Source organism: Pseudomonas alloputida (genome assembly GCF_021283545.2).
In the GTDB taxonomy this organism is placed as follows: domain Bacteria; phylum Pseudomonadota; class Gammaproteobacteria; order Pseudomonadales; family Pseudomonadaceae; genus Aquipseudomonas; species Aquipseudomonas alloputida.
In genome coordinates this window covers 23,729-38,431 of the sequence record NZ_CP128540.1, presented here as the reverse complement: position 1 = coordinate 38,431, position 14,703 = coordinate 23,729, and the positions used below count along the sequence as shown (strand labels likewise).

Annotated in this window: 13 protein-coding genes; 7 read left to right on the top strand and 6 right to left on the bottom strand. The window is 61.6% G+C overall.

Translation table 11 applies throughout. From position 1 onward, the window contains the following. Positions 1 to 4 precede the first annotated feature (4 nt). Together LU682_RS00165 and LU682_RS00160 are read left to right on the top strand one after the other, a co-directional pair. Positions 5 to 1,570, top strand: coding sequence for a SulP family inorganic anion transporter (locus LU682_RS00165; RefSeq protein ID WP_010951481.1), 1,566 nt, complete (start codon positions 5 to 7; stop codon positions 1,568 to 1,570). Positions 1,571 to 1,729: 159 nt separating this feature from the next. After that, complete coding sequence (locus tag LU682_RS00160; protein WP_060489951.1) at positions 1,730 to 2,977, top strand: IS256 family transposase; 1,248 nt, start codon at positions 1,730 to 1,732, stop codon at positions 2,975 to 2,977. 92 nt (positions 2,978 to 3,069) lie between these two features. On the opposite strand, the gene aroE is transcribed toward LU682_RS00160, so the two are convergent. Then, on the bottom strand, positions 3,070 to 3,894 hold the full coding sequence (gene aroE, locus LU682_RS00155; protein WP_010951480.1) for a shikimate dehydrogenase: 825 nt from the start codon (positions 3,892 to 3,894) through the stop codon (positions 3,070 to 3,072). Between the two features lie 25 nt (positions 3,895 to 3,919). Continuing rightward, entirely contained in the window at positions 3,920 to 4,831 is a 912-nt protein-coding gene (gene hemF, locus LU682_RS00150) for an oxygen-dependent coproporphyrinogen oxidase (RefSeq protein WP_010951479.1), read from the bottom strand. A gap of 132 nt (positions 4,832 to 4,963) precedes the next feature. Between hemF and LU682_RS00145 the strand changes: the two genes are divergently transcribed. Next, positions 4,964 to 5,941 carry an NADPH:quinone reductase gene (locus LU682_RS00145; protein ID WP_010951478.1) on the top strand — a complete coding sequence of 326 codons (978 nt, stop codon included), beginning with the start codon at positions 4,964 to 4,966 and terminating at the stop codon, positions 5,939 to 5,941. 127 nt (positions 5,942 to 6,068) lie between these two features. Here the strand turns inward: LU682_RS00145 and LU682_RS00140 are convergent, their stop codons facing one another. The 4 genes from LU682_RS00140 to dprA all read right to left on the bottom strand — a co-directional run bounded on the left by LU682_RS00140 (position 6,069) and on the right by dprA (position 8,846). Further along, on the bottom strand, positions 6,069 to 6,383 hold the full coding sequence (locus LU682_RS00140; RefSeq protein ID WP_172835044.1) for a hypothetical protein: 315 nt from the start codon (positions 6,381 to 6,383) through the stop codon (positions 6,069 to 6,071). Between the two features lie 431 nt (positions 6,384 to 6,814). Then, the gene (locus tag LU682_RS00135; protein WP_003253106.1) at positions 6,815 to 7,015 is read right to left on the bottom strand and encodes a hypothetical protein; all 201 of its coding nucleotides are present in this window, start codon (positions 7,013 to 7,015) and stop codon (positions 6,815 to 6,817) included. Between the two features lie 133 nt (positions 7,016 to 7,148). After that, entirely contained in the window at positions 7,149 to 7,706 is a 558-nt protein-coding gene (gene tsaC, locus LU682_RS00130) for an L-threonylcarbamoyladenylate synthase type 1 TsaC (protein WP_010951476.1), read from the bottom strand. Between the two features lie 42 nt (positions 7,707 to 7,748). Further along, entirely contained in the window at positions 7,749 to 8,846 is a 1,098-nt protein-coding gene (gene dprA / locus LU682_RS00125) for a DNA-processing protein DprA (protein ID WP_232914937.1), read from the bottom strand. Between the two features lie 1,235 nt (positions 8,847 to 10,081). Here dprA and ltrA point away from each other — a divergent pair. From ltrA to rsmB, 4 genes are all read left to right on the top strand, one after another. Further along, complete coding sequence (ltrA, locus tag LU682_RS00120) at positions 10,082 to 11,788, top strand: group II intron reverse transcriptase/maturase (protein ID WP_054925521.1); 1,707 nt, start codon at positions 10,082 to 10,084, stop codon at positions 11,786 to 11,788. Between the two features lie 107 nt (positions 11,789 to 11,895). Then, entirely contained in the window at positions 11,896 to 12,402 is a 507-nt protein-coding gene (gene def, locus LU682_RS00115) for a peptide deformylase (protein WP_003253111.1), read from the top strand. Between the two features lie 60 nt (positions 12,403 to 12,462). Further along, positions 12,463 to 13,395 (top strand): methionyl-tRNA formyltransferase, encoded by a 933-nt coding sequence (fmt, locus tag LU682_RS00110; RefSeq protein WP_010951474.1) that lies wholly within the window; start codon positions 12,463 to 12,465, stop codon positions 13,393 to 13,395. Further along, on the top strand, positions 13,392 to 14,702 hold the full coding sequence (rsmB, locus tag LU682_RS00105) for a 16S rRNA (cytosine(967)-C(5))-methyltransferase RsmB (RefSeq protein WP_010951473.1): 1,311 nt from the start codon (positions 13,392 to 13,394) through the stop codon (positions 14,700 to 14,702). Before fmt ends, rsmB begins: the two co-directional genes overlap by 4 nt. Position 14,703 lies beyond the last annotated feature (1 nt).

Below are 14,703 nucleotides of genomic sequence, written 5' to 3'. Positions count from 1 at the left end.
ACCCATGCATCGCCTCTCTTTACTGCTGCCCTTCCTCACCTGGCTTCCCCGCCAATCGGGCCGCAGCCTGCGCCAGGACCTGCTGGTAGGCCTGAGCGGCGCCATCCTCGCCCTGCCGCAATCCATCGCCTACGCCCTGATCGCCGGCCTGCCCGCCGAATACGGGCTTTACGCCGCCATCGTGCCGGTACTGATCGCCTGCCTGTGGGGTTCTTCCTGGTACCTGATCTGCGGCCCGACCGCTGCCATTTCCATCGTGCTCTACGCCAGCATCAGCCCGCTGGCCGTGGCCGGCAGCGCTGACTACATCACGCTGGTGTTGCTGCTGACCTTCCTCGGCGGCATTTTCCAGCTGCTGCTCGGGCTATTGCGCTTCGGCGCGCTGGTCAACTTCGTCTCCCATTCCGTGGTGCTCGGCTTCACGCTGGGTGCCGCCATCGTCATTGCCTTGGGCCAGCTACCCAACCTGCTGGGCATGGCCCTGCCCAGCCAGGCCACCGCGCTGATGACCGTGCAGGACCTGGCCAGCCACGCAGGCGAGGTCGACCTACCTTCCTTGCTGCTGGGCCTGGCCACCGTCGTGATCGGTGCGGCCTTCAAACTCTGGCGCCCACGCTGGCCGAGCCTGTTGATAAGCCTGATCCTGGTCAGCTTGCTGGCCTGGCTGCTGCCGGGCTTCTTTGGCCATGTACCGCGGGTGGCAGCGTTCACCGGGCAACTCCCGCCTTTCAGCCCGCTGCCTTTGCTGGACATGGAGCTCATGTTGCGTCTGCTGCCCAGCGCCGTTGCGGTAGGCATGCTGGGGTTGGTCACCAGCCTGTCGATTGCCCGCTCGCTATCGGCACGTTCAGAACAACTGATCGACCCGGACCAGGAAATACGCGCACAGGGCCTGTCGAATATTGCCGGTGCATTTTTCTCTGGTTACCTGTCTGCCGGTTCCTTCACCCGCTCGGGCCTGAGCTACGAGGCGGGCGCCCGTTCACCGATGGCCGGGGTGTTTTCAGCGCTGTGGGTGGCGTTGTTCGCCGTGACCGGCGCCGGCCTGATCGCGCACCTGCCGATACCGGCCATGGCCGGCAGCATTCTGCTGATCTGCTGGGGGTTGGTGGACCACCGAGGGATCCGTGCATTGTTCCGGGTCAGCCGCTCGGAGTTTCTGGTGATGGCGCTGACGGCTGCAGCGACATTGCTGCTGGAGCTGCAGACAGCCATCTATGCCGGCGTGCTGGCTTCGCTGTTCTTCTATTTGAAGCGCACCTCACGACCACGGATCCAACAAAGCCGTGAAGGGGACGCGGATGTATTGCGGGTAGGTGGGTCGATTTTCTTTGGTGCGGCGCATTACCTGCAGGTGCGCTTGCAGCGCTGCCAAGGGCCGCATGTAGTGATCGATGCCCGGCAGGTGAATTTCATCGATTACTCGGGTGTGGACATGTTGCACCGCGAGGCGCGGCGGTTGCGGCGATTGGGGGGGAGTTTGACCTTGCACCGGGCCAGGCCGCAGGTGATCGAGGAGTTGCAGAAGCTGGAAGGGGTGGAGTTGTGCCCGATCCGGTTTGAGGAATGAGGTTGGGATTCTGGGTCTGCTTTGCAGCCCATCGCGACGCAAGGCCGCTCCCACAGAGGATCGGCGTACGACGTACTTTGTGGGAACGGCCTTGCGTCGCGATAGGGGAGGGTGTCAGAAATTTTGTGTTCGGGCATAACATGAGTAAGAGGTGCATGTATGCCAACCAAAAAGAAACCCTTGCGTGACCTGCCCAAAATCCCCAAAGAGCTGCTGGAGCAGTTCGGTGAGGGCCTGATGACCGCAGAGGCTATCGAGGATGCCTCTGCGGCGTTCAAGAAGGCCTTGATCGAACGCGCTCTGCACGCCGAACTTGGCCACCACCTGGGTTATCCGCCGGGCGCGCAGCGCCCAGAGGATGAAACCAACCAGCGTAACGGCAAGAGTGGCAAGACGGTTTTGACCGGCGATGGCCCGCTGCGGCTGGAAATTCCTCGTGACCGAGACGGCAGTTTTGCGCCCATTCTCATCCCCAAGCATGAGCGGCGGTACACCGGTTTCGATGACAAGATCATCGCCATGTACGCCCGTGGCATGACGGTCAGAGAGATCCGAGCCTTTCTGTCCGAGCAGTATGGAACAGAGGTCTCACCCGACTTCATCAGCTCTGTGACAGACGAGGTCATGGAAGAAATTGGCGCGTGGCAGCAGCGGCCACTAGAGCCCATGTACCCGGTCATTTTCTTCGATGCACTGCGGGTGAAGATCCGCGAAGAAGGCTTGGTGCGCAACAAGGCCATTTACTTGGCGCTGGGCGTTCTACCCGACGGGACGCGCGATATCTTGGGCATCTGGATCGAGAACACCGAGGGTGCGAAGTTCTGGATGAAGGTCTTTAACGATCTCAAGACACGTGGTGTCGAGGATGTGCTGATTGCCGTGACCGATGGCCTCAAAGGCATGCCAGAGGCTCTCAGCGCCGTGTTTCCAGAGACGACTCTGCAGACGTGCATCGTGCACCTGATCCGCAACAGCCTGGACTTTGCAGCCTGGGACAAGCGGCGGGCACTGGCCAAGGCGCTCAAGCCGATCTACCAGGCCATCAACGCCGAAGCGGCTGAGCAGGCACTCGATGAGTTTGAAAACGGGCCCTGGGGCAAGCAGTATCCAACGGTCGTTGCGGCCTGGAGACGCGCCTGGGATCGAGTGATTCCCTTCTTTGTCTTCCCACCAGCCATCCGGAAAGTGATCTACACCACCAACGCCATCGAGAGTATCAATGCCCAGCTGCGCAAGATCATCAAGACCCGAGGCCATTTCCCGAACGATGACGCAGCTACCAAGCTGATCTGGCTGGGGCTGCGAAACATCACGGCAAACTGGGGCTCAGCGGCGCATGATTGGAAAAGTGCGATGAATCAATTCGCGATTTTGTACGGAGATCGGTTCATCAGGCCGACCTGGTGAAAGTCAGGGCCTGCCTGACGGCAGGCCGTTACCGGCCCGCACACAAAAAATCTGACACTTCCCGATAGGGCCGCCAAGCGGCCCCGGCCAGCTCAGCCCCGAGCGAGTTGCCGGCGCAGTTCAGCCAACACCGGCGCCGTATCCGGCCTCACGCCACGCCAGATAAAGAAGGCTTCAGCTGCCTGCTCAGCCAGCATCCCCAACCCATCCAGTACCTTGGCAGCCCCCAGCTTGGTAGCCCACTGGCAAAACGGCGTCGGCTCCTTGCCATACATCATGTCGTAGCAAACCGTACGACCCGCCTCGACCAGGCTGTCGGCAATCGGTGGCAACTCCCCGGCCAGGCTCGCCGAGGTGGCGTTGATGATTACATCCACAGGCTCCTGCAACCAGGCAAACCCGCTGGCCACAACCGGCCCCAGTTCATCGAACTCGCGCGCCAGCTGTTCGGCCTTTTCCACGGTACGGTTGGCAATCACCAGCGACTGCGGCTTGTGCGCCAGAATAGGCTCCAGCACGCCGCGCACGGCGCCACCGGCACCGAGGATGAGAATGCGCTTGCCCGCCAGCTCGACCCCGGCATTCACCGTCAGGTCGCGCACCAGGCCAGCGCCGTCGGTGTTGTCGCCCTGCAGGGTGCCATCAGCCAGCTTGCTCAGCGTGTTCACTGCGCCTGCGCGCCGGGCACGTGGGGTCAGGCTGTCGCACAGGCGGAAGGCCTCTTCCTTGAACGGCACGGTGACATTGCCGCCACTGCCTTGCTTGAAGAAGCCGCGCGCGCAGTCGCTGAACTCGTCCAGCGGCGCCAGCAGCGTGGCATATTCCAGGTCCTGACCGGTCTGCTCGGCGAACAGGCGGTGGATCAGCGGCGACTTGCTGTGGCCGATGGGGTTACCAAAAACGACGTACTGGTCCATGACGGCTCCTTGTTTATCCACAGGCTTACTGGCCGAGCCAGTCGCGGTCTTGCAGGAAGTACTCTGTCAGGCGCGCTTCTTCACTGCCGGGCGCGGCCTTCCAGTCATAACCCCAACGCACCTGCGGTGGCAGCGACATGAGGATGGATTCGGTGCGGCCACCGGACTGCAGACCGAACAGGGTGCCGCGGTCATAGACCAGGTTGAACTCCACGTACCGGCCACGGCGGTATTCCTGGAACTCGCGCTGCTGCGGGGTGTAGGGCGTGTTCTTGCGGCGCTGGACGATTGGCAGGTAGGCGTCGACGAAGGCATCGCCAATGGCGCGGATGAAGGCGAAGCAAGTGTCGAAGTCCCACTCGTTCAGGTCATCGAAGAACAAGCCGCCGATACCGCGTGGCTCGCCACGGTGCTTGAGGTGGAAGTAGCGATCGCACCAGGCTTTGTAGCGCGGGTACACGTCGGCGCCAAACGGCGCGCAAGCCTGCTCGGCCACTCGGTGCCAGTGAATGCAGTCTTCTTCGTTGCCATAGTATGGCGTCAGGTCAAAGCCGCCGCCAAACCACCATACGGCCTCTTCACCTTCCTTTTCGGCGATGAAGAAGCGAACGTTGGCGTGGGAAGTGGGCACATGCGGGTTGTGCGGGTGTATCACCAGCGACACACCCAAGGCTTCGAAGCCACGGCCTGCCAGTTCGGGACGGTGGGCACTGGCCGACGGCGGCAGGCCGCTACCAAACACATGGGAGAAGTTGACCCCGCCTTTTTCGATCACGTTGCCCTCACCGATAACCCGCGTGCGGCCCCCGCCACCGGCTTCGCGCACCCAGGCGTCCTCGACGAAGCGGGCACCGCCGTCTTCTGTTTCGAGGGCAGAGCAGATGCGGTCTTGCAGGTCGAGCAGGTAGGCTTTCACGGCCTCGGTGCGGCTAGTCATCGGGTCACCAGGAACGGGCAGGGAAGAATTCGCCGCGTAGCATACCACCGCCAGCGCGCGCCGCAGTTGACGACGACCAAGCAAAGGCGTCCGATAGAAGGCCTTTCCCGATCCCGACTACAGGAGTGCGAGATGGCCAAGCGTATCCAGTTCAGCCAGCATGGCGGCCCGGAAGTGCTGCAGTTTGTGGAATTCGAACCCACCCCGCCCGGGCCACAGCAGGTGCGTGTGCGTAACCATGCGATCGGCCTGAACTTCATCGATACCTACTTCCGAAGCGGGCTGTATGCGCCGCCGTCCCTGCCTTCTGGCCTGGGTACCGAAGCGGCAGGTGTGGTAGAGGCCGTGGGCGAAGGCGTGTCCCGGCTGAAGGTAGGAGACCGTGTGGCACATGCCGGCGGCCCGCTGGGCGCCTACAGCGAGGTGCATACGCTACCGGAAGCCAACCTGGTCAAGCTGCCGGACACCATCAGCTTCGAGCAGGCGGCAGCGGTGATGCTCAAGGGTTTGACCGTACAGTACCTGCTGAAGCAGACCTATGAGGTGAAGGCGGGTGATGTGATCCTGTTCCATGCCGCAGCCGGTGGTGTAGGGTCGCTGGCTTGCCAATGGGCCAAGGCCCTGGGCGCCAAGCTGATCGGCACCGTGAGCTCTGCCGAGAAGGCCGAACGGGCCAAGGCGCTGGGGGCTTGGGCGACCATCGACTACAGCCGTGAAGACGTGGCCAAGCGCGTACTGGAGCTGACCGACGGCAAGAAATGCCCGGTGGTGTATGACGGCGTGGGTGCCGACACCTGGCTGACCTCGCTGGACTGCCTGCGCCCGCGTGGGTTGATGGTGAGCTTTGGCAACGCTTCCGGTGCGGTGAGCGGGGTGAACCTGGGGATTCTGGCGCAGAAGGGCTCGCTGTATGTCACCCGGCCGACCTTGGCCACCTATGCCAACAATGCCGAGAACACCCAGGCCATGGCCGATGACCTGTTTGCGATGATTGGCAGTGGCAAGCTGGCTGTGGATATCCAGCAGCGGTATCCGCTGAGTGAGGCGGCCAAGGCGCAGGCGGAGTTGTCGGCGCGCAGGACTGTGGGGTCGACCGTACTGATTCCTTGAGCCACACACATTCCCTGTAGGAGCGGGTTTACCCGCGAAGAAGCCACCGCGATGGATGGCACCGGCTTTGCCGGTGTTCGCGGGCACGCCCGCTCCCACAGGTACTGAGTCGGCCTCGATAGCAGCGCTATGCCTTGGAGGCTGGGCGTGACGGCGATGGCGTCGACTCGATGCCATCGAGTATCGCCTCGATCACACCCTCTGCCATCTCAATCGCATGCAGGTTCGACCAGAACATGCCACGGCCTTCTTCACGCATGTAGTCCAAAGCTTTGTAGCCGGTTTCGTAAGCGCTGCGCAGGTATAGGGCTACGTGGACCAGAGCGTCCTCGGCAGAAATGTTTGGGTTGACGGTGAAGAGTGGATCGTGGCCGGCATCGCAGCGGCCGAAGGGGCGGGTGGAGGTGCAGGGTAGGGGTGGATCAGGAACAATCTTCTTCATCACTAGATCTCGCTTCATGGCCCCACCCAGTCCGTTACCACACGAATGGGTGGCAGCTGTACGCAGGGTGGTAAACCGGGTGGGAGATCTAAAACCCAGCAGGCACGAAGCCTCCTGCGAACAGCCGCCATGGACTGCCAAGATCACCCAGAACCCGGGTTACCACACCCGATCGCCAAGTTGTTCGGCGACGGTTTGAGCCTAGGGGCAGAGGTTCCCACTGAGAAGGTGATGGCAGAGGACGCGGGTCGTAGGATATTTCCGAAGTGCCCAGCTGGACAGACATTTTGGCAATAATCAGAAAACCCTGATCACCTAGAAAGCCACAGAAGGCCCATCTACAGCACGCGAGAAAAAGATCCCGGCTTGACCGTACAGATTCGGAAACGTAGCATTTCTGCTTGAGGAAGTGCTGGTGCGCCGGTTGAGTTTCAAGTTATCCGGGCGAGTGCATCCCCGCCATTTAGGCCGCTTAAGCGGCCTTTATTTTTTGGCTTGTTTCTATCCCCTTTCGGGATGATGGAATAGAGCTCTGCCTTGGGCTTGCGGGCCGTCAGTTCAAAAATCGCCTCATCGAAGACCTCGTTACCATAGCCATCATCGCGACCAAACGTGCTGCGAAGGGCAGTCATGTGCGTGACACTTTCGGGAGCGGGCATGCCCGCGAACACGGGCGAAGCCCGTGCCTGGCACCGAGTTGTATTCTTCGCGGGCGCGCCCGCTCCCACAGGGGCCCGAGTCCCGAGCCAGGCCTGTGGATTGGTATCAACCCGGGCGAACGACTTCGCCGGTTGCCAGGTCGCGAATCACACTCGGGTTCTTCCGCCCGCCCAGCGCCCCGCCAAGCACCAGGTCCAACTGGCCATGGAAGTACTGCTCAACCCGCAAGCGGGTCTTCGCCGCCGGGCGCCCGCCGGGGTTGCACGAGGTGGAAATCAGCGGCCCCACCAGTGCGCACAGTTCACGCACCACCGGGTGATCACTGACCCGCAGCGCCACCGTGTCATGCTGCCCGGTCACCCACTCGGGCAACAGGTCCTGATGCGGCACCAGCCAGGTGTTCGGCCCCGGCCAGGTGCTGCTCATGCGGTCGATCCAGTCCTCGGGGAAGTCCTCGAACAGGAAGTCGAACTGACGGATATTGTCAGCGATCAGAATCAGCCCTTTATCCACAGGACGCGACTTCAGCGCCAACAGGCGATACACCGCGTCCTCGTTCCATGGGTCGCAGCCCAGGCCCCAGACCGCTTCCGTCGGGTAGGCGATCACCGCGCCCGCCCGGATCTCACGTGCGGCTTGTTGCACACGAAAACTGCTCACCATTGCTGTTTCTCCGCCTGAATACCTTGCTTGTGCGCAGTGTACTTAGCCCGCGCGGGCAAACCAACGCCCGGCTTCATTGCTGACCCGGCCTTCCAGCTCCAGCTCGGTCAACTGCGCCAGCACGTCGGCCAGCGGCTGCTCGCTGCAGTGGGCCAGGCTTTCACTGGTCTGGGGTGCGGCATGCAGCAGGGCGAGCAGGGGGTGGTCGAATTTGTCCACAACCGCAGGCGGCAGGTTCTGCCAACCCTGCAAGCTTTCCAGGATCTGTTCCACAGTTTCCACCAGCAGCGCCCCATCACGAATCAGCTGGTGGCAGCCCTTGGCCCCCGGGTGATGAATGGAGCCCGGAATGGCGTACACCTCGCGGCCTTGTTCCGCCGCCAGACGCGCCGTGATCAGCGAGCCGCTGGCGAGGCTTGCCTCGGCCACCAGCACACCGAGCGACAGCCCACTGATGATGCGGTTGCGCCGGGGGAAGTTGCCAGGCAGCGGCCCGGCATCCAGGGGATACTCGGAAACCAGCGCACTGCCGTTGTCGATCATCGCCTGCGCAAGGTCCCGATGGCGCTGTGGATAAAGTTTTTGCAAGCCCGTACCGAGCACGGCAATCGTGCCGCCGCCAGCCTGCAACGCGGCCCGATGAGCGGCACCGTCGACACCTACCGCCAGCCCGCTGGTAATGGTGAAACCAGCCTGCGCGAGGTAGCGGGAAAATGCCCGGGCGGTGTCGAGCGCCAGGGGTGTGGCACGTCTGCTGCCCACGATGGCCAGCTGAGGACGATCGAGCAAGGCTGGTTCGACAGCGACGAAAAGCAGCGGCGGGGCATCGTCGATTTCTGCCAGCAAAGCTGGGTAGCCTGGGCCGTCCCACATCAGCAAATGCTGGCCAGGGCGCTCCAGCCAAGCCATAGCAGCCAGTGCGCCATCGCGTACCTCGGCACTGCGCCGGGCATCGATGGTGGCTTGGGGAATGCCCAACGCTCGCCAGGCCGAAGCGGGAGCACTGAGCGCGGAGGAGGCACTGCCGAAGGCTTCGAGCAACGTTCGAAAGCGTCGCAGTCCAGCATCGGGGAGGCGATGCAGGCGTAAGCGTGCCTCCAGTTCGGCAGGCGGGCAGGGCGACGAATGGTGACTGGGCATTGAGATCATCCTTGATCGAAACGGGGCCAATTACGTGGCACAACCTGTGGATAACTCTGTGAGTAACACTTTGAAAAGCTGTCCATTGATTGGGGGCTATCAAGCCCATAGTCACCCTAGACGAGCTTGCCAGGTGCCGAAATCCCCGTTTCCCTTTATTATGTGTGCTCAGGTGCGACACGCGTAGCGTGTCTCCTCCACCAAGCTGTATGGCCAGCTTGATGGGATTTCTGCAAGGAAATCGAATACTTGGGTATCCATCCCCAAGAAACAAAACCAACCCAGAAGTCCAATGCCTTCAAGGACTTACCGCTGCGGCGGATGGCAAAACCCAAGGTCGTTCAGCTCTCGGTAGCACGACCGCAGAACCGGCACTCCCGGTTTTGGAGGGCCTCTTAGACTTAACCCACGCGGGAGTGTAGATCCCCGCAGGGGTCACCTCCTGCTCGTTTTCATTGCAGGAGGTAACAAATAACCGACCAACGGTCATTACCGTCTTGGCTCGGCTTTTCCTCAGGAGACATGAGCGGAAGCTCTGTCTGTCATTGTCCAACTGCCGCCCACACGGAGCAGTAGCGGACTCGTTGTGCGACCAACGGTAGCCTACGACGGCATGCATTACTGGCAACGGTGGTGTGTGAAGCCCGTCTGACAATGTAGCCCCCATCTCGGGTGCATTCTCTCCGCGAGGAGGGGTGCAGAGACTCGGAGCAGTGCCGGGTTAAGGCGCTAGGCTGACTGGTATGGGCAACATATGTGAACTACTGATAAACACCGTAAACATAGCCAAGCCAAAGCTGCTGACAGGCTTGAACCAAAAGGTACGTGATCGGATATCCCCGTCTGAGCTGGGGATACGTCGTCTTCCAAGATCCCCGGTGAAAAAGGTAGGTCCTAACCCAGTCGTGTGACAGACAGGGAACGTGGTAAGCCCGTATCGCTGCCCTTTGGGCAGGTGAACCGTAAGGAACACTGTTGGCGGTGCGGGTATGGGATCGCAGAGAAAGCGAACGCCAGGCTGTAATGGCTTGGATAGGGGTTGGAACATCACCCCACGGGAAACCGGGCAGACTTCTGCGTGGTCTTCTGTCGCAATGACTCTGACTGAGACCGTCTCATCAACTTCAGGGCTGGCTTCATTGGCCCTTGATCATCCAACCCTGACGGGGTGCACGCGCCCCTCAGGGGTACGTGCGCCTTCCGCTCGGGTGGTATCACTTTGAGAGGAAAGCAGCATGAAAGAGCTCAGCCAGCAAGGTGAGTCTGCGCTTTCCGGCACTCCGCAGCAGTGGCATGACGTCGATTGGCGTCGAGTTCAGCGGAATGTCCGGGGAATGCAGGTGCGAATTGCGAAGGCTTGTCGGGAAGGCAAATGGCGCAGGGTTAAATCCCTGCAACGAATGCTTACTCGCTCGAAGTCGGCCAGGTACTTGGCTGTACGGAGAGTCACGGAAAATCAGGGAAGCCGCACGGCGGGAGTCGATAAGCAACTCTGGGACACACCCATCGCGAAATGGAACGCGGTTGGTCAGTTGAAGACGCGGGGTTACCGGGCTCGGCCACTACGGCGAGTCTACATCCCGAAGTCGGATGGACGGGAACGCCCATTGGGCATACCGACCATGACGGATAGGGCTATGCAAGCGCTGTACATGCTAGCCCTGTCTCCCATCGCCGAAACCCATGGCGATCCTAATAGCTACGGCTTCAGGATCGAACGTTGTACGGCGGATGCGATGGCGCAGCTCTTCCTGTGTCTTTCCAAACAGGCTTCCGCCTGTTGGGTTCTGGACGCAGACATCGAAGGGTTCTTCGACAACATCAACCACGAATGGCTGCTAAGGAACGCCCCTACGGATACCCGGATGCTTCAGCAGTGGTTAAAGGCTGGAGTCATCCACAAGGGGCAGTTGCACGCAACGGACGCAGGCACGCCACAAGGGGGAATTATCTCCCCGGTGTTGGCAAATCTGGCACTGGATGGTCTGGAAACACTCCTCAAGCAATACCTAGGAGTGACAAGGGCGAAGAAACTGAAGGTGAATGTGGTGCGATACGCAGATGACTTCGTAATTACTGGCACCTCCTCGGAGGTGCTGGAGAACGAAGTAAAACCTTGGGTAGAACAGTTCCTCGCGACGCGAGGATTGCGGTTGTCACTCAAGAAAACGCGTGTTGCTCACATCGACGAAGGCTTCGACTTCCTTGGATGGAGTTTCCGGAAATACGAAGGAACGTTACTGATCAAGCCGAGCAAGAAGAACGTTAAGGCGTTCTATAGCAAGGTTCGAGAAGTGATCGACTCTCACAAGACGGTGAGGCAGGGCGACTTGATCCGAATGCTAAACCCAATGCTGAGAGGGTGGGCTCTGTACCACCAGCCAGTAGTTGCTAAACAAGCGTACAGCCGTATGGACAACAGAGTGTTTATCAAACTCTGGCGGTGGGCAAAGAGGCGGCACCCAAACAAGTCCCTCGACTGGGTCAGGAAGAAGTATTTTCGGGCCTCAGGGGACAGGAAATGGGTGTTCGCGACCACAGTGTTGGAGGAAAATGGGACGAAACGGGAGTTCGAGTTGTACTCGCTTGCGAGTACTCCGATCGAGCGGCACAAAAAGGTGAGTGGGGAATACAATCCCTACGATCCAGCCATGGAGGCCATGGGCGAAAAACTCCGGATGGACCGGATGCTGAATAAGCTGAAATACCGGAAACAAATCGGAAATCTATTCGCCAGCCAGAACGGCCTGTGTCTGCTTTGCAAACAACCGATCACCAAGGAAACAGGGTGGCACGACCACCACATCATCCACCGGGCCGTTGACGGTGGTGACGCTTTGGCCAATCGGGTACTCTTGCATCCTAATTGTCACAACCAGCTCCACACGCGTGGTCTGCACGTGAGCAAACCGGCTTCCATTGGAAGCTTAGTGAAGGCTTGAGCCGTATGCGCTGAAAGGCGCACGTACGGTTCTTAGGGGGGAGCTGGCCAGCAATGGCCGGTTCCCACCCGACTTTTCAACCGAACGCACAGTGACTGCCTGACCTTATGGCCATCTTGAACATTCTCGAATTCCCGGACCCGCGCCTGCGCACCCTCGCCAAACCGGTGACGGAGTTCGACGACGCCCTGCGTCAGCTGATCGACGACATGTTTGAAACCATGTACGAAGCCCCTGGCATCGGCCTGGCCGCTACCCAGGTGAACGTGCACAAGCAGGTTGTGGTCATGGACCTCAGCGAAGACCGCAGCGAACCGCGCGTCTTCATCAACCCGTCGGTCGAAGAGCTCACCCATGACATGGGCCAGTACCAGGAGGGCTGCCTTTCGGTACCGGGCTTCTACGAGAACGTCGACCGTCCGCTGCGTGTCCGGGTCAAGGCCCAGGACCGCGACGGCAAGCCTTTCGAACTGGAATGCGAAGGCCTGCTGGCGGTGTGCGTACAGCACGAATTCGATCACCTCAACGGCAAGCTGTTCGTCGACTACCTGTCGCAGCTCAAGCGCGACCGGATCAAGAAGAAGCTGGAAAAGCAGCATCGCCAGCAAGCCTGATCCCCACCTTCCTGAAGGCTTGCTCCGGCAAGCCTTTTTCTTTTTTGAAGCGAGAACTCCATGCGCATCGTCTTTGCAGGCACTCCAGAGTTTGCCGCCGAACACCTCAAGGCCCTGCTCGACAGCCCCTACGAGATCGTGGCCGTCTACACCCAGCCCGACCGCCCGGCCGGCCGTGGCCAGAAGCTGATGCCAAGTGCGGTCAAGGCACTGGCCGTGGCCCATGACATCCCGGTGTTCCAGCCGCAGACCCTGCGCAATGCCGATGCGCAGGCCGAACTGGCCGCACTGAAACCAGACCTGATGGTAGTGGTCGCCTACGGCCTGATCCTGCCGCAGGTGGTGCTGGATATCCCGCGCCTGGGTTGCATCAACAGCCACGCTTCCCTGCTGCCACGCTGGCGCGGTGCCGCGCCGATCCAGCGTGCCGTGGAAGCTGGCGACGCCGAAAGCGGCGTGACCGTGATGCGCATGGAGGCCGGCCTGGACACCGGCCCGATGCTGCTCAAGGTAGTCACCCCGATCAGCGCCGAGGACACCGGCGGCACCTTGCACGATCGCCTGGCCGAAATGGGCCCGCCCGCAGTGGTTCAGGCCATCGCCGGCCTGGCTGACGGTTCGCTGCAAGGCGAAATACAGGACGATGCCCTGGCCACCTACGCGCACAAACTGAACAAGGACGAAGCGCGTATCGACTGGACCCACCCGGCTGTCGAGCTGGAACGCCTGATCCGCGCCTTCAACCCATGGCCGGTGTGTCACAGCACTCTGGATGGTGAAAGCGTCAAGGTGCTGGCCGCCAACCTGTCCACAGGCCAAGGCGCCCCAGGCGAGATACTTTCCGCCAGCAAGGACGGCCTCGTAGTTGCGTGCGGTGACCAAGCCCTGAGCCTGACCCGCCTGCAACTGCCTGGCGGCAAGGCATTGAGCTTCAGTGACCTGTTCAACAGCCGCCGCGAGAAGTTCGCCGCCGGCAAGGTGCTGGGCCAATGAACCCACGCCTCGCCGCCGCCCGTGCGCTGGCCGCTGTGCTCAGCGGCAAGGCTTCGCTGAACAGCTCGCTGCCGGCGCAACTGGACAAGGTAGATGAACGCGACCGCGGCCTGACCCAGGACCTGGCGTTCGGTACCGCACGCTGGCAGCCACGCCTCGACCTGCTGGCCGCACAGCTGCTGCAAAAGCCCTTCAAGGCAGCCGATGCCGATGTTCAGGCGCTGCTGCTGGTCGGCCTGTACCAGCTGTTCTACACGCGCATTCCGGCCCATGCCGCCATCGGCGAGACCGTGGGCTGTGCCGACAAACTGAAGAAGCCGTGGGCCAAGGGCCTGCTCAATGCCGTGCTGCGCCGTGCCCAGCGCGAAGGCGAGGAGCTGCTCGCCGGCATGGAGCGCGACCCGGTGGTGCGTACCGCGCACCCGCGCTGGCTGCAGAAGGCGCTGAAAGCCTTCTGGCCAGAGCAGTGGGAGGCCATCTGCGCCGCCAACAATGCCCACCCTCCGATGATTCTGCGGGTCAACCGCCGTCACCATAGCCGCGATGCCTACCTGGCACTGCTGGCCGAAGCCGGCATCGGCGCCAGCGCATGCCAGTACAGCCGGGATGGCATCGTGCTGGCCGAAGCCTGCGACGTGCGCGGCCTGCCAGGCTTCGCCGAAGGCTGGGTGAGCGTGCAGGACGAAGCTGCGCAGCTATCTGCCGACCTGCTGGAACTGGCCCCCGGCCAACGCGTGCTCGATGCTTGCTGCGCACCGGGCGGCAAGACCTGCCACCTGCTGGAGGCCGAGGCTGGCCTGGCGAACATGGTGGCCATCGACCTCGAAGCCAAGCGCCTGACCCGCGTGCGAGAAAACCTCGACCGCCTGCAACTGGACGCCGAGCTGATCGCCTGCGATGCCCGCGACACTGCCAGCTGGTGGGACGGCAAGCCATTCCAGCGCATTCTGCTCGACGCGCCGTGCTCGGCCACCGGCGTGATTCGCCGCCACCCGGACATCAAGATGACCCGCCAAGCCGACGACATCCCGGCTTTGGCCACGCTGCAAGGCGAGCTGCTCGATGCCCTGTGGCCGACCCTGGAAGTGGGCGGCATGCTGCTATACGCCACCTGCTCCACATTGCCGACCGAGAACACTGAAGTGATCAAAGCCTTCCTCGCGCGCACCCCGGGCGCTCGTGAGCTGGACCTGGCGACCGAAGCCGGCCTGCGCCAGCCCCACGGCCGTCAGTTGCTGGCCCAGGAAGGCGGCCACGACGGTTTCTACTATGCCAAGCTGATCAAGATCGCCGCCTCGCGCGGATAAG